The sequence below is a fragment of the Streptomyces sp. SAS_272 genome (genome assembly GCF_052543235.1).
In genome coordinates this window covers 1-17,961 of record NZ_JBMNDR010000042.1, presented here as the reverse complement: position 1 = coordinate 17,961, position 17,961 = coordinate 1, and the positions used below count along the sequence as shown (strand labels likewise).

18 protein-coding genes are annotated in these 17,961 nt (G+C 70.8%); 17 read left to right on the top strand and 1 reads right to left on the bottom strand.

Translation table 11 applies throughout. The features are described 5' to 3' along the window. Positions 1 to 168 precede the first annotated feature (168 nt). From ACN6LD_RS23185 to nusB, 4 genes are all read left to right on the top strand, one after another. Positions 169 to 1,050, top strand: a complete 882-nt coding sequence (locus ACN6LD_RS23185; RefSeq protein ID WP_445044157.1) for a Pro-rich N-terminal domain-containing protein — start codon at positions 169 to 171, stop codon at positions 1,048 to 1,050. A gap of 133 nt (positions 1,051 to 1,183) precedes the next feature. Further along, on the top strand, positions 1,184 to 2,290 hold the full coding sequence (locus ACN6LD_RS23180) for an aminopeptidase P family protein (RefSeq protein ID WP_319186809.1): 1,107 nt from the start codon (positions 1,184 to 1,186) through the stop codon (positions 2,288 to 2,290). 46 nt (positions 2,291 to 2,336) lie between these two features. Next, positions 2,337 to 2,903 carry an elongation factor P gene (gene efp, locus ACN6LD_RS23175; RefSeq protein ID WP_020117452.1) on the top strand — a complete coding sequence of 189 codons (567 nt, stop codon included), beginning with the start codon at positions 2,337 to 2,339 and terminating at the stop codon, positions 2,901 to 2,903. A 2-nt stretch (positions 2,904 to 2,905) separates the two neighbouring features. Next, positions 2,906 to 3,340 (top strand): transcription antitermination factor NusB, encoded by a 435-nt coding sequence (gene nusB, locus ACN6LD_RS23170; protein WP_319186810.1) that lies wholly within the window; start codon positions 2,906 to 2,908, stop codon positions 3,338 to 3,340. Between the two features lie 234 nt (positions 3,341 to 3,574). Here nusB and bldD read toward each other — a convergent pair whose 3' ends face one another. Beyond that, positions 3,575 to 4,075, bottom strand: coding sequence for a transcriptional regulator BldD (bldD, locus tag ACN6LD_RS23165; RefSeq protein WP_107444999.1), 501 nt, complete (start codon positions 4,073 to 4,075; stop codon positions 3,575 to 3,577). A gap of 240 nt (positions 4,076 to 4,315) precedes the next feature. Here bldD and pyrR point away from each other — a divergent pair, with 240 nt between their 5' ends. From pyrR to ACN6LD_RS23100, 13 genes are all read left to right on the top strand, one after another. After that, a complete protein-coding gene (gene pyrR, locus ACN6LD_RS23160; protein WP_319186811.1) occupies positions 4,316 to 4,900 on the top strand; it encodes a bifunctional pyr operon transcriptional regulator/uracil phosphoribosyltransferase PyrR in 585 nt (194 codons plus the stop codon). Positions 4,901 to 4,997: 97 nt separating this feature from the next. Next, positions 4,998 to 5,981, top strand: a complete 984-nt coding sequence (locus ACN6LD_RS23155; RefSeq protein WP_057580337.1) for an aspartate carbamoyltransferase catalytic subunit — start codon at positions 4,998 to 5,000, stop codon at positions 5,979 to 5,981. Positions 5,982 to 5,986: 5 nt separating this feature from the next. Next, positions 5,987 to 7,273 (top strand): dihydroorotase, encoded by a 1,287-nt coding sequence (locus ACN6LD_RS23150; RefSeq protein WP_445044156.1) that lies wholly within the window; start codon positions 5,987 to 5,989, stop codon positions 7,271 to 7,273. Continuing rightward, on the top strand, positions 7,270 to 7,836 hold the full coding sequence (locus ACN6LD_RS23145; protein WP_319186813.1) for a PH-like domain-containing protein: 567 nt from the start codon (positions 7,270 to 7,272) through the stop codon (positions 7,834 to 7,836). Before ACN6LD_RS23150 ends, ACN6LD_RS23145 begins: the two co-directional genes overlap by 4 nt. Further along, on the top strand, positions 7,833 to 8,975 hold the full coding sequence (carA, locus tag ACN6LD_RS23140; protein WP_319186814.1) for a glutamine-hydrolyzing carbamoyl-phosphate synthase small subunit: 1,143 nt from the start codon (positions 7,833 to 7,835) through the stop codon (positions 8,973 to 8,975). Before ACN6LD_RS23145 ends, carA begins: the two co-directional genes overlap by 4 nt. Continuing rightward, on the top strand, positions 8,968 to 12,276 hold the full coding sequence (gene carB, locus ACN6LD_RS23135) for a carbamoyl-phosphate synthase large subunit (protein WP_319186815.1): 3,309 nt from the start codon (positions 8,968 to 8,970) through the stop codon (positions 12,274 to 12,276). The genes carA and carB overlap by 8 nt, the downstream gene beginning before the upstream one ends. 127 nt (positions 12,277 to 12,403) lie before the next feature. Next, positions 12,404 to 13,510 carry a quinone-dependent dihydroorotate dehydrogenase gene (locus tag ACN6LD_RS23130; protein WP_319186816.1) on the top strand — a complete coding sequence of 369 codons (1,107 nt, stop codon included), beginning with the start codon at positions 12,404 to 12,406 and terminating at the stop codon, positions 13,508 to 13,510. Further along, complete coding sequence (pyrF, locus tag ACN6LD_RS23125) at positions 13,507 to 14,349, top strand: orotidine-5'-phosphate decarboxylase (RefSeq protein WP_319186817.1); 843 nt, start codon at positions 13,507 to 13,509, stop codon at positions 14,347 to 14,349. The genes ACN6LD_RS23130 and pyrF overlap by 4 nt, the downstream gene beginning before the upstream one ends. Positions 14,350 to 14,639: 290 nt before the next feature. Beyond that, positions 14,640 to 14,963: an integration host factor gene (locus tag ACN6LD_RS23120; protein ID WP_003977346.1), complete on the top strand. Its 324-nt coding sequence runs from the start codon at positions 14,640 to 14,642 to the stop codon at positions 14,961 to 14,963. A gap of 60 nt (positions 14,964 to 15,023) precedes the next feature. Further along, positions 15,024 to 15,617, top strand: coding sequence for a guanylate kinase (gene gmk / locus ACN6LD_RS23115; protein ID WP_319186818.1), 594 nt, complete (start codon positions 15,024 to 15,026; stop codon positions 15,615 to 15,617). Between the two features lie 52 nt (positions 15,618 to 15,669). After that, a complete protein-coding gene (rpoZ, locus tag ACN6LD_RS23110) occupies positions 15,670 to 15,942 on the top strand; it encodes a DNA-directed RNA polymerase subunit omega (protein ID WP_003988945.1) in 273 nt (90 codons plus the stop codon). A gap of 122 nt (positions 15,943 to 16,064) precedes the next feature. Next, positions 16,065 to 17,267 carry a bifunctional phosphopantothenoylcysteine decarboxylase/phosphopantothenate--cysteine ligase CoaBC gene (gene coaBC, locus ACN6LD_RS23105; RefSeq protein ID WP_319186819.1) on the top strand — a complete coding sequence of 401 codons (1,203 nt, stop codon included), beginning with the start codon at positions 16,065 to 16,067 and terminating at the stop codon, positions 17,265 to 17,267. 239 nt (positions 17,268 to 17,506) lie between these two features. Beyond that, positions 17,507 to 17,961: S-adenosylmethionine synthetase N-terminal domain-containing protein (locus tag ACN6LD_RS23100; protein WP_319186820.1), on the top strand; the 455-nt coding region annotated here is incomplete at its 3' end.

Below are 17,961 nucleotides of genomic sequence, written 5' to 3'. Positions count from 1 at the left end.
CCGTGCGCCCGGTCCTCCGCCGCCGGAATCCGCCTGCCGCACCGGGCACTTCCGACCGCCCCCGGCCGTTCACCGAACGACGACCGGGGGCGGTACCGTTCAGTTCCGAAGGGGGCCGCGCCCCCCACGACCAGCGCCCATCGCCTGTACGAGACGGAGTGGCACCGGATGCAGCACGCAGTGGGTTCTCCGCTGCCGCCGCCCCACCAGCCGGGGCACGGTCCGGCCGCCGGCTGGCCGCCGGCCGCACATCACCCGGGCCCGCATCAGCCGGGCAGCGTACCCCCACCGCAGCCGGGTCACCTCGGGGCCCCCTCGGGCCCGGTCCCGCCGGCCCCCCACCCGCCGGTGCCGCCCGTGCCGCACCCGCCCGCCCCGCAGCACGCCCCGGCCCCGCCGGGCCCCGACGTCACCGGGCATGTGCCGCTGCCCCCGGGCGGCCCGGTCCCCATGCCCAGCGCGCCGCCCGCCCCGATCGTCCCCGACCCGGCGGCGACCACCCTCGCGGTGCTGCTGATCGGTCCGGCCGGGGCCGGCAAGACCAGCGTCGCCAAGTACTGGGCCGATCACCGCCGCGTGCCGACCGCGCACGTCAGCCTCGACGACGTGCGCGAATGGGTCCGCTCGGGCTTCGCCGACCCGCAGTCCGGGTGGAACGACCACTCCGAGGCCCAGTACCGCCTGGCCCGTCGCACCTGCGGCTTCGCCGCGCGCAACTTCCTGGCCAACGGCATCTCATGCATCCTGGACGACGCGATCTTCCCCGACCGCCCTGCCGTCGGCCTCGGAGGCTGGAAACGGCATGTGGGCCCCGGACTGCTGCCCGTCGTCCTGCTGCCGGGGCTGGAGGCCGTCCTGGAGCGCAACGCCGAGCGCTCCGGCAACCGCCGCCTCAGCGACGAGGAGGTGGCCCGGATCCACGGCCGCATGGCCGGCTGGTACGGCTCCGGCCTCCCGATCATCGACAACTCCCAGCTGGACGTCCCCACCACGGCGAGAGTCCTGGACGACGTCCTGGCGCGGGCGATCGCCAGCCCCCCGAAGTGGTAGACGTCCTGGCGCGGGCGATCGTCGGCGCCCCCGAGGCGGTAGCGGACCGGGTCGAGGGCCGCTGAGGAGCCGTCCCGTCCCCCGAACGCCTCTCCAACCGGCGTGATCCGGCCGACGCTCCTAGGCTCGACTCATGTCAGAGGTCTACGCGTCCCGCCGAACCCGCCTGCGCGAGCGCTGCAACGCGGCCGGAAGTGCGGCTGCGCTCGTCTCCCGCCCGGCCAACGTGAGGTATCTCGCGGGCGCCGCCCCGCAGGGCGCCGTCCTGCTGCTCGGCCGGAGCGAGGATCTCCTCGTCTGCTCAGGGCCGCCCGACGACCGCCCGGGCGAGGGCCGGCCGGACGAGTCCCTGCGGGTCCACAGCCTGCCCCGTGCCGGAGGGGATCCGGCGGTCGCCGCCGCCGACCTGCTCACGGCGCAGGGCGGCGACTCCCTGGCGCTCGAGGAGCATCACCTGACGATGGTCCGCCACCGCGAACTGCGCTCCGTGGCGCCCCGACTGCGCCTCGCCGACCTGGGCTGCGCGGTCGAACAGCTCAGAGTGGTGAAGGACGAGGAGGAGATCTCCTGTCTGCGGATCGGCGCCGAGATCGCCGACCAGGCGCTGGGGGAGCTGCTGGAGTCGATCCTGGTCGGGCGCACCGAGCGGCACCTCGCCCTGGAACTGGAACGGCGCCTCGTCGACCACGGCGCCGACGGCCCGGCCTTCACCACCTCCGTCGCCACCGGCCCGAACGCAGGGCGCCGTGGTCACCGGCCCACCGACCGGCGCGTCGAGGAAGGCGACTTCCTCTCCGTCTGTCTGGGCGCGGCCTACCGCGGATACCGCTGCGAGATCGGCCGCACCTTCGTGATCGGCACGTCCCCCGCGGACTGGCAGATCGAGCTGTACGACCTCGTCTTCGCCGCTCAGCGGGCCGGACGGGAGTCCCTGGCACCGGGCGTCGCCTGCCGGGACGTGGACCGGGCGGCACGTCAGATCCTGGACTCCGCGGGGTACGCCGAAGGCCTTCCGGTGCTCACCGGGCACGGTGTCGGACTGGAAATCGAAGAGGACCCGCAGTTGACCCCCGCGGCCATGGGTAAACTGGACGCTTGCGTGCCGGTCACCGTCGAACCCGGGGTACACCTCCCGGGCCGGGGCGGCGTCCGGATCGATGACACGCTCGTCGTGCGCCCCGAGGCGGACGGCGGACCCGAGCTACTCACCATCACGACCAAGGAGCTGCTCGCGCTGTAGGAGTGCGTGCCCCGGGGTCGTCGTCAGTCCAGGAGATTCCGCAACCGTGGCTTCCACGAACGACCTCAAGAACGGCCTGGTGCTCAAGCTGGAAGGCGGGCAGCTCTGGTCCGTCGTCGAGTTCCAGCACGTCAAGCCCGGCAAGGGCCCCGCATTCGTGCGCACCAAGCTCAAGAACGTGCTTTCCGGCAAGGTCGTCGACAAGACGTTCAACGCCGGCGTCAAGGTCGAGACCGCCACTGTCGACAAGCGCGACATGCAGTTCTCGTACATGGACGGCGAGTACTTCGTCTTCATGGACATGGAGACCTATGACCAGCTGATGGTCGACCGCAAGGCCGTCGGAGACGCGGCCAACTTCCTGATCGAGGGCTTCACGGCCACCGTCGCGCAGCACGAGGGCGAGGTGCTCTTCGTGGAGCTGCCGGCCGCCGTCGAGCTCGTGGTCCAGGAGACCGAGCCGGGTCTGCAGGGCGACCGCTCCACCGGCGGCACCAAGCCCGCCACCCTGGAGACCGGTCACCAGATCCAGGTCCCGCTCTTCATCACCACCGGTGAGAAGATCAAGGTCGACACCCGCACCAGCGACTACCTCGGCCGGGTGAACAGCTAACCGTGGCTGCCCGCAACACGGCCCGCAAGCGCGCCTTCCAGATCCTCTTCGAGGGCGACCAGCGCGGAGTCGACGTCCTGACGGTTCTCGCGGACTGGATCCGGCTCTCCCGGGCCGACACCCGGCAGCCGCCGGTCAGCGAGTTCACCATGCAGCTGGTCGAGGGCTACGCGGAGCACGCGCGGCGCATCGACGAGCTGATCGCCCAGTACGCGGTCGGCTGGACGCTCGACCGGATGCCGGTCGTCGACCGCAACCTCCTGCGTCTCGGCGCCTACGAGCTCATCTGGGCCGACGAGACGCCGGACGCGGTCGTCCTCGACGAGATGGTGCAGCTGGCGAAGGAGTTCTCCACGGACGAGTCGCCCTCGTTCGTCAACGGTCTGCTGGGCAGGCTGAAGGAGCTCAAGCCGTCGCTGCGCCGCACCGGCGATTAGGCATCGGGTCGACGGGAAAGCCGGCGAACCGCGGGTCCCACGGGGCCTGCGGGCCGCCTGTGGCTCGTCGCGCAGCTCCCGCGCCCCCTCGGGGGCGCGAACACGCCGGAGGGCCCACAGCGCAGGCTGTGGGCCCTCCGGCGTGGTACGGACGAAGCCGGGGTGGCCGGAACCATCAGGTTCCGGCCACCCCGGCGGCACGTTTCTGCAGAGCCCTGCGAGCCCGCTCGGGCCTCAGCCCTCCTCGTGGGCGACCGCACGCCGCGCGTCCGCGTCCAGTACGCCCCAGTTGATCAGCTGCTCGGTCAGGACCGACGGCGACTGGTCGTAGATGACGGCGAGGGTGCGCAGGTCGTCCTGGCGGATCGACAGCACCTTGCCGTTGTAGTCACCGCGCTGGGACTGGATCGTGGCCGCGTACCGCTGCAGCGGGCCGGCCTTCTCGACCGGCACGTGCGCCAGTCGCTCCAGGTCCAGGACCAGCTTCGGCGGGGGCTCGGCCGCCCCGCCCGGGGTGGTGCCCGGCAGCAGTTCCTGCACGGGAACGCCGTAGAAGTCCGCCAGCTCGGCAAGACGCTGCACGGTCACGGCACGGTCGCCGCGCTCGTACGAACCGACCACGACCGCCTTCCAGCGTCCCTGGGACTTCTCCTCGACACCGTGGAGGGAAAGGCCCTGCTGGGTGCGGATGGCCCGGAGCTTGGCCCCGAGCTGCTTGGCGTATTCGCTGGACATATAGCTCCCGGCAATGGGTCGACGCGGCACGAGCCGCGTGCTGGTAACTCACTGTGAGGTTACGCAGCGTGATTCTTCTGCGTCAAGCCGAATGGTCCACACCGACTCTTCCGTGGTATCGATGGCCGATTAGGCCAAGGGGGTGATCAGGGACGCCCCTCGGGCCTGGTAGCGTGGATGGCGCAAATCCGACGTCCTTTAAGGTCCGTCCCGTGAGGCGGAGAAGGAGGTCCGTTTCTTATGGACAAGCAGGACACCCAGCAGGATCCCCGGCACGACGATGCCCGGCCCGTACTCGAGGGCCCCGACATCGCGCGCGTGCTGACCCGCATCGCCCACGAGATCGTCGAACGCGCCAAGGGCGCCGACGACGTGGTGCTGCTCGGCATCCCGACCCGCGGCGTCTTCCTCGCCCGGCGGCTCGCCGACAAGCTCGAGCAGATCACCGCCCGCAAGGTTCCGGTCGGCTCCCTCGACATCACCATGTACCGCGACGACCTGCGCATGCACCCGCCGCGTGCGCTGGCCCGCACCGAGATCCCCGGTGACGGCCTGGACGGCAGGCTGGTCGTCCTCGTCGACGACGTGCTCTTCTCCGGTCGCACCATCCGCGCCGCCCTCGACGCCCTGAACGACCTCGGACGCCCGCGCGCGGTCCAGCTCGCGGTCCTCGTCGACCGCGGCCACCGGGAACTGCCCATCCGCGCCGACTACGTCGGCAAGAACCTCCCCACGTCGTTGCGGGAGACGGTCAAGGTCCAGCTCGCCGAGGAGGACGGTCGCGACACCGTGCTCCTCGGTGTGAAGCAGACCGCCCAGCAGTAGCACGCGCGCGTGCGGCCCCGTCGCCGCGCGTCGCGCAGCCGTGCCCCTGTACGCCCGTGATCTCCCCATGCCTGAACTGCCTTACGGAGCCTGACAGATGCAGCGTCATCTCATCTCGGCCGCCGACCTCACCCGCGACGACGCCGTCCTGATCCTCGACACCGCCGAGGAGATGGCCCGGGTCGCCGACCGGCCCATCAAGAAACTGCCGACCCTGCGGGGCCGCACCATCGTCAACCTCTTCTTCGAGGACTCCACGCGCACGCGTATCTCCTTCGAGGCCGCCGAGAAGCGCCTCTCCGCGGACGTCATCAACTTCTCCGCCAAGGGGTCGAGCGTCTCCAAGGGCGAGTCCCTGAAGGACACCGCGCAGACCCTGGAGGCGATGGGCGTCGACGCGGTCGTCATCCGGCACGGCGCCTCCGGTGCGCCCTACCGCCTGGCCACGTCCGGCTGGATCGACGCGGTCGTCGTCAACGCGGGGGACGGCACCCACCAGCACCCCACCCAGGCCCTCCTGGACGCCTTCACCATGCGACGCCGGCTGGTCGGCCGGGACGCCGGGCTCGGCCAGGACCTCTCGGGCAAGCGCATCACACTCGTCGGCGACGTGCTGCACAGCAGGGTCGCCCGCTCCAACGTCGACCTGCTGCACACGCTCGGCGCCGAGGTCACCCTGGTCGCCCCGCCCACCCTGGTGCCGGTCGGCATCGAGACCTGGCCCTGCGAGGTGTCGTACGACCTCGACAGCACGCTGCCCAAGTCCGACGCGGTGATGATGCTGCGCGTGCAGCGCGAGCGGATGAACGCCGCCTTTTTCCCGACCGAGCGCGAGTACTCGCGGCGCTACGGCCTCGACGGCGACCGGATGGCGCGGATGCCCGAGCACGCGATCGTGATGCACCCCGGCCCGATGGTCCGCGGCATGGAGATCACCGCCGAGGTCGCCGACTCCGAGCGCTGCACCGTCGTCGAACAGGTCGCCAACGGCGTGTCCATCCGGATGGCCGTCCTCTACCTGCTCCTGGGCGGCAACGAACCCGCCGTCAGCCACGCCCGCACCACCACCGAGGAGAAGTAAGAGCCATGAGCAAGATCCTGATCCGTGGTGCGAAGGTGCTCGGCGGCGAGCCGCAGGACGTCCTGATCGACGGCGAGGTCGTCGCCGAGGTGGGCCGGGGGCTGTCCGCCGAGGGCGCCGAGGTCGTCGAGGCCGCGGGCAAGGTGCTGCTGCCGGGCCTGGTCGACCTGCACACCCATCTGCGCGAGCCGGGCCGCGAGGACTCCGAGACGGTGCTGACCGGCACCCGCGCCGCCGCTTCCGGCGGCTACACGGCCGTCTTCGCCATGGCCAACACCTTTCCCGTCGCCGACACCGCCGGCGTGGTCGAGCAGGTCTACCGGCTCGGGCAGGAGCACGGCTACTGCGACGTGCAGCCCATCGGCGCCGTCACCGTCGGCCTGGAAGGCAGGAAGCTCGCCGAACTCGGCGCCATGCACGAGTCGGCCGCCGGCGTCACCGTCTTCTCCGACGACGGCAAGTGCGTCGACGACGCCGTGATCATGCGCCGGGCGCTGGAGTACGTGAAGGCCTTCGGCGGGGTGGTCGCCCAGCATGCGCAGGAGCCGCGGCTGACCGAGGGCGCCCAGATGAACGAGGGCGTCGTCTCCGCCGAGCTGGGGCTGGGCGGCTGGCCCGCGGTGGCCGAGGAGTCGATCATCGCCCGGGACGTCCTGCTCGCCGAGCACGTGGGCTCCCGCGTCCACATCTGCCATCTCTCCACCGCAGGCTCGGTCGAGATCGTCCGCTGGGCCAAGTCCCGCGGCATCGACGTCACCGCCGAGGTCACCCCGCACCACCTGCTCCTCACGGACGAACTGGTCCGCTCGTACAACCCCGTCTACAAGGTGAACCCGCCGCTGCGCACCGAGAGGGACGTGCTGGCCCTGCGGGAGGCGCTCGCCGACGGCACGATCGACATCGTCGCCACCGACCACGCCCCGCACCCGCACGAGGACAAGGACTGCGAGTGGGCCGCGGCCGCCATGGGCATGGTCGGCCTGGAGACCGCGTTGTCGGTGGTCCAGGAGACGATGGTCGAGACGGGCCTGCTGGACTGGGCCGGGGTCGCGAGCCGGATGTCCTTCAAGCCCGCCCTCATCGGGCAGGCCACGGGCCACGGGCGTCCCGTCTCGGCTGGTGAGCCCGCCAACCTCACGCTCGTCGACACGGAATACCGTGGGTCCGTGGACCCCGCGGGCTTCGCCTCGCGCAGCCGGAACACCCCGTACGAGGGGCGTGAGCTGCCGGGCCGTGTCACGCACACGTGGCTGCGGGGCAGGGCCACGCTCGTCGACGGGAAGCTCACGTGACATCTGCACTACTGCTCGCGGCCGAGAAGGAATCGGCCCAAGTGACCGACTGGGCCGCCCGGGCCGGCTGGGTGGTCGGCCTCGGACTGTTCGTCGCGCTCGTGTACTGGCTGATGCGCGAGGGCTGGAAGTGGCGCGGCACGCTCCAGAGCGACCTGCCCGAGCTGCCCACCGCGCCGGACGAGCCCGGTCCGGTGAGACTGGGCATGAGCGGCCGCTACCACGGCTCCACCACCGCCGGGCAGTGGCTCGACCGCATCGTGGCGCACGGCCTCGGCGCCCGCAGCCGGGTCGAGCTCACCCTGACGGACGCGGGACTCGACGTCGTACGCCCGGGCGCGAGCGACTTCTTCATCCCGGCCGACGCGCTGCGCGAGGCCCTGCTCGGCAAGGGCATCGCCGGCAAGGTCCTCACCGAGGGCGGACTGCTCGTGGTGACGTGGGCGCACGGCGACAGGCTGATCGACTCCGGCTTCCGCTCGGACCACGCGGCCGAGCACGGCGCCTGGGTCGACGCCATCAACTCCATGATCAAGAACGACACGACGGAAGGCGCACGATGACGACCTCCACCAGGGGAGCCGCCAAGGCTCCCGCCGTACTCGTCCTGGAGGACGGCCGCGTCTTCCGCGGCCGGGCCTACGGGGCCGTGGGGGAGACCTTCGGCGAAGCGGTGTTCTCCACCGGCATGACCGGCTACCAGGAGACCCTGACCGACCCGTCGTACGACCGCCAGATCGTCGTCGCGACCGCCCCGCAGATCGGCAACACCGGCTGGAACGACGAGGACGACGAGTCCGGCCGCATCTGGGTCTCCGGCTACGTCGTACGCGACCCCGCGCGCGTCCCCTCCAACTGGCGCGCCCGCCGCTCGCTGGACGACGAGCTCGTCGCCCAGGGGATCGTCGGGATCTCCGGCATCGACACCCGCGCCCTCACCCGGCACCTGCGCGAGGGCGGCTCGATGCGGGCCGGCGTCTTCTCCGGCGAGTCGATCGCCCCGGACGCCGAACTCCTCGCACGCGTGCAGGCCCAGCCGCACATGAAGGGCGCCAGCCTGTACGAGGAGGTCGCCACCAAGGAGGCCTACGTGGTGCCCGCGGTCGGCGAGAAGCGGTTCACCGTGGCCGCCATCGACCTCGGCATCAAGGGCATGACCCCGCACCGCATGGCCGAACGCGGCATCGAGGTGCACGTGCTGCCCGCGACGGCCTCGGCGGACGAGGTGTACGCCGTGAACCCCGACGGCGTGTTCTTCTCCAACGGCCCCGGCGACCCGGCCACCGCCGACGGGCCCGTCGCGCTGATGACCGAGGTGCTCGAGCGCAGGACGCCGCTGTTCGGCATCTGCTTCGGCAACCAGATCCTCGGCCGCGCCCTCGGCTTCGGCACCTACAAGCTGAAGTACGGGCACCGCGGCATCAACCAGCCGGTCCAGGACCGGACGACCGGCAAGGTCGAGGTCACCGCGCACAACCACGGCTTCGCCGTCGACGCGCCGCTCGACAAGGTCAGCGAGACGAAGTTCGGGCGCGCCGAGGTCTCGCACGTCTGCCTCAACGACGACGTCGTGGAGGGGCTGCAGCTGCTCGACCAGCCGGCCTTCTCCGTCCAGTACCACCCCGAAGCGGCAGCGGGCCCGCACGACGCCGCCTACCTGTTCGACCGCTTCGTATCCCTGATGGAGGGCCAGCGTGCCTAAGCGCACCGATATCCAGTCCGTCCTGGTCATCGGCTCCGGCCCGATCGTCATCGGCCAGGCCGCCGAGTTCGACTACTCCGGCACCCAGGCGTGCCGCATCCTGCGCGCCGAGGGCCTCAGGGTGATCCTGGTCAACTCCAACCCGGCGACGATCATGACCGACCCGGAGATCGCCGACGCCACCTACGTCGAGCCGATCACCCCGGAGTTCGTCGAGAAGATCATCGCCAAGGAGCGGCCCGACGCCCTGCTGCCCACGCTCGGCGGCCAGACCGCCCTGAACACCGCGATCTCCATGCACGAGCAGGGTGTGCTGGAGAAGTACGGCGTCGAGCTGATCGGCGCCAACGTCGAGGCGATCAACAAGGGCGAGGACCGCGACCTCTTCAAGGGCGTCGTCGAAGCCGTCCGCGCGAAGATCGGACACGGCGAGTCCGCGCGGTCCGTGATCTGTCACTCCATGGACGACGTCATCGCCGGCGTCGAGACGCTCGGCGGCTACCCCGTCGTCGTCCGCCCCTCCTTCACCATGGGCGGCGCGGGCTCCGGCTTCGCCCACGACGAGGAGGAGTTGCGCCGCATCGCCGGCCAGGGCCTCACCCTCTCGCCGACCACCGAGGTGCTCCTGGAGGAGTCCATCCTCGGCTGGAAGGAGTACGAGCTGGAGCTGATGCGCGACAAGCACGACAACGTCGTGGTCGTCTGCTCCATCGAGAACTTCGACCCCATGGGCGTGCACACCGGCGACTCGATCACCGTGGCTCCCGCGATGACGCTGACCGACCGCGAGTACCAGGTCCTCCGCGACGTCGGCATCGCGATCATCCGCGAGGTCGGCGTGGACACCGGCGGCTGCAACATCCAGTTCGCGGTGAACCCCGAGGACGGCCGGGTCATCGTCATCGAGATGAACCCGCGCGTGTCGCGATCGTCGGCCCTGGCCTCGAAGGCCACCGGGTTCCCGATCGCCAAGATCGCGGCCAAGCTCGCCGTCGGCTACACCCTCGACGAGATCCCCAATGACATCACGCAGGAGACCCCGGCCTCCTTCGAGCCGACGCTCGACTACGTGGTCGTCAAGGCCCCGCGTTTCGCCTTCGAGAAGTTCCCGTCCGCCGACTCCACCCTCACGACCACCATGAAGTCGGTCGGCGAGGCCATGGCCATCGGCCGCAACTTCACCGAGGCCTTCCAGAAGGCGCTGCGCTCGCTGGAGAAGAAGGGCAGCCAGTTCACGTTCGTCGGCGAGCCCGGCGACAAGGACGAGCTGCTGAGGGAGTCCGTCCGGCCCACCGACGGCCGGATCAACACCGTCATGCAGGCCATCCGCGCGGGTGCGACGCCCGAGGAGGTCTTCGAGTTCACGAAGATCGACCCCTGGTTCGTCGACCAGCTCTTCCTCATCAGGGAGATCGCCGACGAGCTGGCCGCGGCCGACCGGCTGGACGCCGACCTCCTCGCCGAGGCCAAGCGGCACGGCTTCTCCGACCAGCAGATCGCCGAGATCCGCGGACTGCGCGAGGACGTCGTGCGCGAGGTCCGGCACGCTCTGGGCGTCCGCCCCGTCTACAAGACGGTGGACACCTGCGCCGCCGAGTTCGCCGCGAAGACGCCGTACTTCTACTCCTCCTACGACGAGGAGAACGAGGTCGCGCCCCGCGAGAAGCCCGCGGTGATCATCCTGGGCTCCGGCCCGAACCGCATCGGCCAGGGCATCGAGTTCGACTACTCCTGCGTCCACGCCTCCTTCGCGCTGTCCGACGCCGGGTACGAGACGGTGATGGTCAACTGCAACCCGGAGACGGTCTCCACCGACTACGACACCTCCGACCGCCTGTACTTCGAGCCGCTGACGCTCGAGGACGTGCTGGAGATCGTCCACGCGGAGGCGCAGGCCGGTCCGATCGCCGGCGTCGTCGTGCAGCTCGGCGGGCAGACCCCGCTGGGTCTGGCGCAGGCCCTCAAGGACAACGGCGTGCCGATCGTCGGCACCCCTCCGGAGGCCATCCACGCGGCCGAGGACCGGGGCGCCTTCGGGCGCGTGCTCGCCGAGGCCGGACTCCCGGCTCCCAAGCACGGCACGGCCACCACCTTCACCCAGGCCAAGGCCATCGCCGACGAGATCGGCTACCCGGTGCTCGTCCGGCCCTCGTACGTCCTCGGCGGCCGCGGCATGGAGATCGTCTACGACGAGATCCGGCTGTCCTCCTACATTGCCGAGTCGACCGAGATCAGCCCCACCCGGCCGGTCCTCGTCGACCGCTTCCTCGACGACGCCATCGAGATCGACGTCGACGCGCTCTACGACGGCGTCGAGCTCTACCTCGGCGGCGTGATGGAGCACATCGAGGAGGCCGGCATCCACTCCGGCGACTCGGCGTGCGCCCTGCCCCCCATCACCCTGGGCGGCTTCGACATCAAGCGCCTGCGGGCCTCCACCGAGGCGATCGCCAAGGGCGTCGGCGTGCGCGGCCTGATCAACATCCAGTTCGCGATGGCCGGCGACATCCTCTACGTCCTCGAGGCCAACCCGCGCGCGTCCCGTACCGTCCCCTTCACCTCGAAGGCGACCGCGGTGCCGCTGGCGAAGGCCGCCGCCCGCATCTCGCTCGGCGCGACCATCGCCGAACTGCGCGCCGAGGGGCTGCTCCCGGCGACCGGTGACGGCGGCGAGCTGCCGCTGGACGCGCCGATCTCCGTCAAGGAGGCCGTGATGCCGTGGACCCGCTTCCGGGACACCTCCGGCCGCGGCGTCGACACCGTCCTCGGCCCGGAGATGCGTTCCACCGGCGAGGTCATGGGCATCGACTCGGTCTTCGGCACGGCGTACGCCAAGTCGCAGGCGGCCGCGTACGGCCCGCTGCCCACCAAGGGCCGCGCGTTCATCTCGGTCGCCAACCGGGACAAGCGCTCGATGATCTTCCCCGCGCGGGAGCTGGTCGCCCACGGCTTCGAACTGCTCGCCACCTCCGGCACGGCCGAGGTCCTCAGGCGCAACGGCATCAACGCCACGGTGGTGCGCAAGCAGTCCGAGGGGACCGGTCCGAACGGCGAGAAGACGATCGTCCAGCACATCCACGACGGCGACGTCGACCTCATCGTGAACACCCCGTACGGCACCGGCGGCCGGCTGGACGGCTACGAGATCCGCACGGCGGCCGTGGCGCGGTCCGTGCCGTGCCTGACGACGGTGCAGGCGCTCGCCGCCGCCGTCCAGGGCATCGACGCCCTCAACCGTGGGGACGTGGGCGTCCGCTCGCTCCAGGAACACGCCGAACACCTGACCGCGGCTCGCGACTAGCAGCTGGAGAGGGGGACACCGGAAACGGTGTCCCCCTCTCCATGAGGCCCCCCTCTCCATGAGGACCCCTCTGCACGAGGCCCGCGCTCCACGGGGCTCACGAGGCTCTCCGAAGGACACCTGAGACATGTACAAGCTCTTCTTCCGTCTGGTCTTCACCCGGATGGACCCCGAGAACGCCCATCACCTGGCCTTCCGCTGGATCCGTCTCGCCGCCCGGGTGCCGGTGCTGCGCACGTTCCTCGCCGCGGCGCTGGCGCCCCGCTACCGGGAGCTGCGCACGGAGGCCTTCGGGCTGCGCATGCACGGCCCGTTCGGGCTGGCGGCCGGCTTCGACAAGAACGCCGTCGCGATCGACGGGATGTCGATGCTGGGCTTCGACCACGTGGAGATCGGCACGGTCACCGGCGAGGCGCAGACCGGCAACCCCGGGAAACGGCTGTTCCGGCTCGTGCAGGACCGGGGGCTCGTCAACCGGATGGGCTTCAACAACGACGGCTCGCTCGCCGTGGCCGCGCGCCTGGCCTCCCGTACGCCCGTCTTCAAGCCCGTCGTCGGCGTCAACATCGGCAAGACCAAGGTCGTACCGGAGGAGGAGGCCGTCGGCGACTACGTGAAGTCGGCCGAGCGGCTCGCGCCGTACGCCGACTACCTCGTCGTCAACGTGTCCTCGCCCAACACGCCGGGGCTGCGGAACCTGCAGGCCACCGAGGCGCTGCGGCCGCTGCTGAGCGCCGTGCGCGAGGCCGCCGACCGCGCGGTCACCGCGCGCCGTGTCCCGCTGCTCGTGAAGATCGCCCCGGACCTCGCCGACGAGGACGTGGACGCGGTCGCCGACCTTGCCGTGGAGCTCGGTCTGGACGGGATCATCGCCACGAACACCACCATCGCCCGGGAGGGCCTCGGCCTGACGTCGGAGCCCTCCCTGGTGAAGGAGACCGGCGGCCTGTCCGGAGCGCCCCTCAAGGCGCGCTCCCTGGAGGTGCTGCGTCGCCTCTACGCGCGCGTGGGCGACCGCGTGACGCTGGTCGGCGTGGGCGGCGTGGAGAACGCCGAGGACGCCTGGCAGCGCATCCTGGCCGGCGCGACCCTGGTGCAGGGGTACAGCGCCTTCGTCTACGAAGGGCCCTTCTGGGGGCGCGCCGTCCACAAGGGCCTCGCCGCCCGGCTGCGGACGAGCCCCTACGCCACTCTCGCCGACGCGGTCGGCGCCGACGTGAGGAAGACGGCATGACGATGGAACCCTTCGGCGCGCGTCTGCGGCGGGCCATGGACGAACGCGGCCCGCTGTGCGTCGGCATCGACCCGCACGCGTCCCTGCTCGCCGAGTGGGGTCTGAACGACGACGTCACCGGACTGGAGCGGTTCAGCCGCACGGTCGTCGAGGCGACGGCCGACCGGGTCGCGCTGCTGAAGCCGCAGAGCGCCTTCTTCGAGCGGTTCGGCTCGCGCGGGGTGGCAGTCCTCGAGAGGACGGTGCAGGAGGCGCGGGCGGCGGGCGCCCTGGTCGTCATGGACGCCAAGCGCGGCGACATCGGCTCGACCATGGCCGCCTACGCCGAGTCGTTCCTGCACAAGGACGCTCCGCTGTTCTCCGACGCGCTCACCGTCTCGCCCTACCTCGGCTACGGATCGCTGTCGCCCGCGGTGGCGCTGGCCCGGGAGAGCGGCGCCGGACTGTTCGTGCTGGCGCTGACCTCCAACCCGGAGGGCGGCGAGGTCCAGCACGCGGTGCGGGCCGACGGGCGCGACGTGGGCGCCACGATGCTGGCGCACCTGGCCGCCGAGAACGCGGGGGAGGAGCCCCTGGGCTCCTTCGGCGCGGTCGTCGGTGCCACGCTGGGCGACCTCTCGACGTACGACCTGGACATCAACGGTCCGCTTCTCGCGCCCGGCGTCGGCGCCCAGGGGGCCACGCCGGCCGATCTTCCCCGGGTCTTCGGGCCCGCGGTGCGCAACGTCGTCCCGAACGTGAGCCGGGGCGTCCTGCGGCACGGTCCCGACGTCGTCGCTCTGCGTGACGCGGTGGAGCGGTTCGCGTATGCGGTCCGGACCGCCGTGACCGCCGCCTGACCGTCGTCCGAGCGGCGTCGGCCGCCCGACCGGGGGTTCGGTGGGGCGGCTCGGGGGCGACTTGAGGCTGGATACATCCTCAAATCCTGGGCAGTATGTCTTAAATGTCCGGCCCTACGGAGGCTGACCAGGACTTTTCCTCTGTTCTCGCTGACTCTGGCGGAGTTGGCCGCTAGTCTCCGACGGAGAGTGAACGGGCAGCGCGTGTTGCTCGTATCTCACCAGGTGTGGGGCCACTAGGTTCCTCACCGGTCCGTATCCGACAGTTCGACATCCGAGGTGACGTAGGCGTGGCTCTTCCGCCCCTTACCCCCGAACAGCGCGCAGCCGCGCTCGAAAAGGCCGCCGCGGCTCGCCGGGAGCGGGCCGAGGTCAAGAATCGACTGAAGCACTCCGGCGCCTCCCTTCACGAGGTCATCAAGCAGGGTCAGGAAAACGACGTCATCGGCAAGATGAAGGTCTCCGCCCTCCTGGAGTCGCTCCCGGGCGTGGGCAAAGTCCGCGCCAAGCAGATCATGGAGCGGCTCGGCATCTCCGAGAGTCGCCGCGTGCGCGGCCTCGGCTCCAACCAGATCGCTTCCCTGGAGCGTGAGTTCGGCAGCACCGGCTCCTGATGCCCGGGTCCTGCCGGAAGGGAGTCCCGGGCACTCCGGGATTGCTGGAATAATCGCTGCATGGCAGTAAACCTCCGGGGGACGACCCCCGAACCCCCGGACGCACGTCCGCGGCTGACCGTGCTCTCCGGCCCCTCAGGGGTCGGCAAGAGCACGGTCGTCGCGCATATGCGCAAGGAACACCTCGAGGTCTGGCTCTCGGTGTCGGCGACGACCCGTAAGCCCCGGCCCGGCGAACGGCACGGCGTCCACTATTTCTTCGTCACCGACGACGAGATGGACAAGCTGATCGCCAACGGCGAGCTGCTGGAATGGGCCGAGTTCGCCGGCAACCGCTACGGAACTCCGCGCGCCGCCGTTCTGGAGCGCCTGGAGTCGGGTGAGCCGGTGCTCCTGGAGATCGACCTCCAGGGCGCGCGGCAGGTCCGCGAGTCCATGTCGGACGCCCGGCTGGTGTTCCTGGCCCCTCCCTCGTGGGACGAGCTGGTGCGCAGGCTCACCGGGCGGGGCACCGAACCGCCCGAGGTGATCGAGCGCCGCCTGGAGGCGGCGAAGATCGAACTCGCGGCCGAGCCGGAGTTCGACGTGACCCTGGTCAACACCTCCGTCGAGGACGTGGCGCGCGAGCTGCTAGCCTTGATGGATGTTGTGTGATCACGAATCTGTGATCATGACCTATTTTTTCCCATCCATCGGAAGGTAGAGCGTGTCCTCTTCCATCTCCGCGCCCGAGGGCATCATCAACCCGCCGATCGACGAGCTCCTCGAGGCCACCGACTCGAAGTACAGCCTCGTGATCTACGCGGCCAAGCGGGCGCGCCAGATCAACGCGTACTACTCGCAGCTCGGCGAGGGCCTCCTCGAGTACGTCGGTCCGCTCGTCGACACCCACGTCCACGAGAAGCCGCTGTCGATCGCCCTGCGCGAGATCAACGCCGGTCTGCTGACGTCCGAGGCCGTCGAGGGCCCTGCGCAGTAGTATTTTCGGCTCACCGTGGGTTTTTCCACAGGCCCGGCAGCACGACTGCCGGGCCTGTGGTGTGTGATGGACCCGTACGCCGGGAGCCGCGGCGTACGCGCGTCGAGGTCCGGGGAGAAACGGTGGACAAGCCGAAGGTCGTTCTGGGGGTCAGCGGGGGCATCGCCGCCTACAAGGCGTGCGAGCTGCTGCGCAGACTGACGGAGTCGGGTCATGACGTGCGTGTCGTGCCCACCGCGTCCGCCCTGCACTTCGTCGGCGCCGCCACCTGGTCCGCCCTCTCCGGCCACCCCGTCTCGACGGAGGTCTGGGACGACGTCCACGAGGTCCCGCACGTCCGCATCGGCCAGCACGCCGACCTGGTGGTCGTCGCCCCCGCCACGGCGGACATGCTCGCCAAGGCCGCCCACGGCCTCGCCGACGACCTCCTCACCAACACGCTTCTCACCGCCCGCTGTCCGGTCGTCTTCGCCCCCGCGATGCACACCGAGATGTGGGAACACCCGGCCACCCAGGAGAACGTGGCGACACTGCGCCGCCGGGGCGCCCTCGTGATCGAGCCGGCCGTCGGGCGGCTCACCGGCGTCGACACCGGCAAGGGCCGGCTTCCCGACCCGGCCGAGATCTTCGAGGTCTGCCGCCGGGTTCTGGCCAGAGGCGTGCGGGAGCCCGATCTGGCCGGGCGGCACGTAGTGATCAGCGCCGGCGGCACCCGAGAGCCCCTCGACCCGGTCCGCTTCCTCGGCAACCGCTCCTCCGGCAAGCAGGGGTACGCCCTGGCCCGCACCGCCGCCGCCCGCGGCGCCCGCGTCACCCTGATCGCGGCCAACACCGGTCTGCCCGACCCCGCGGGGGTCGACGTGGTTCCGGTCGGCACCGCCGTACAGCTGCGCGAGGCGGTCCTCAAGGCCGCGGCCGACGCCGACGCGGTCGTCATGGCCGCCGCGGTCGCCGACTTCCGGCCGCAGACCTACGCGGCCGGCAAGATCAAGAAGAAGGACGGCGAGGAGCCCGCCCCCGTCGTCCTGGTGCGAAATCCGGACATCCTCGCGGAGATGTCCGCCGACCGGGCGCGCCCCAACCAGGTGGTTGTCGGCTTTGCCGCCGAGACCGACGACGTCCTGGCGAACGGCCGGTCGAAGCTGCGGCGCAAAGGCTGCGACCTGCTCGTGGTGAACGAGGTGGGGGAGCGCAGGACGTTCGGCTCCGAGGAGAACGAGGCCGTCGTGCTGGGGGCCGACGGCAGTGAAACGCCTGTGGCCCATGGCCCGAAGGAGGCACTGGCCGACATCGTGTGGGACCTGGTGGCACAGCGCCTGAGCTGACCGCCCGGCACGCCCGCGATCACGCCGGGCCCGGCCGGATTGGGGTCCGCGTCCCCTGGCCAAGGGCGGCGGGCATTCGGCAGAATGCCCGTGCCGCAGGTCACAGCGCTCCCGAGAGGCGAGACGGGTGGGCCGGTGGCGGGGCACGACCGATAAACTGTTCTCGGACGACGCCGGGCGCAGCTCCTGTCGCGTCCGCCAATGATCAGCCAGCAGCCGCTGCAACCCCAGGGAGCGTTGTGTCCCGTCGCCTGTTCACCTCGGAGTCTGTGACCGAGGGTCACCCCGACAAGATCGCTGACCAGATCAGCGACACCATCCTCGATGCCCTGCTGCGTGAGGACCCGGCCTCCCGGGTCGCCGTCGAGACCCTGATCACGACCGGTCTGGTCCACGTGGCCGGCGAGGTCACCACCAAGGCCTACGCGCCGATCCCCCAGCTGGTGCGCGACAAGATCCTCGAGATCGGCTACGACTCCTCCAAGAAGGGCTTCGACGGCGCCTCCTGCGGCGTCTCGGTGTCCATCGGGGCGCAGTCCGCGGACATCGCCCAGGGCGTCGACACGGCGTACGAGTCCCGGGTCGAGGGCGACGAGGACGAGCTGGACCGTCAGGGCGCCGGTGACCAGGGCCTGATGTTCGGCTACGCCTCCGACGAGACGCCGACCCTGATGCCGCTGCCGATCTTCCTGGC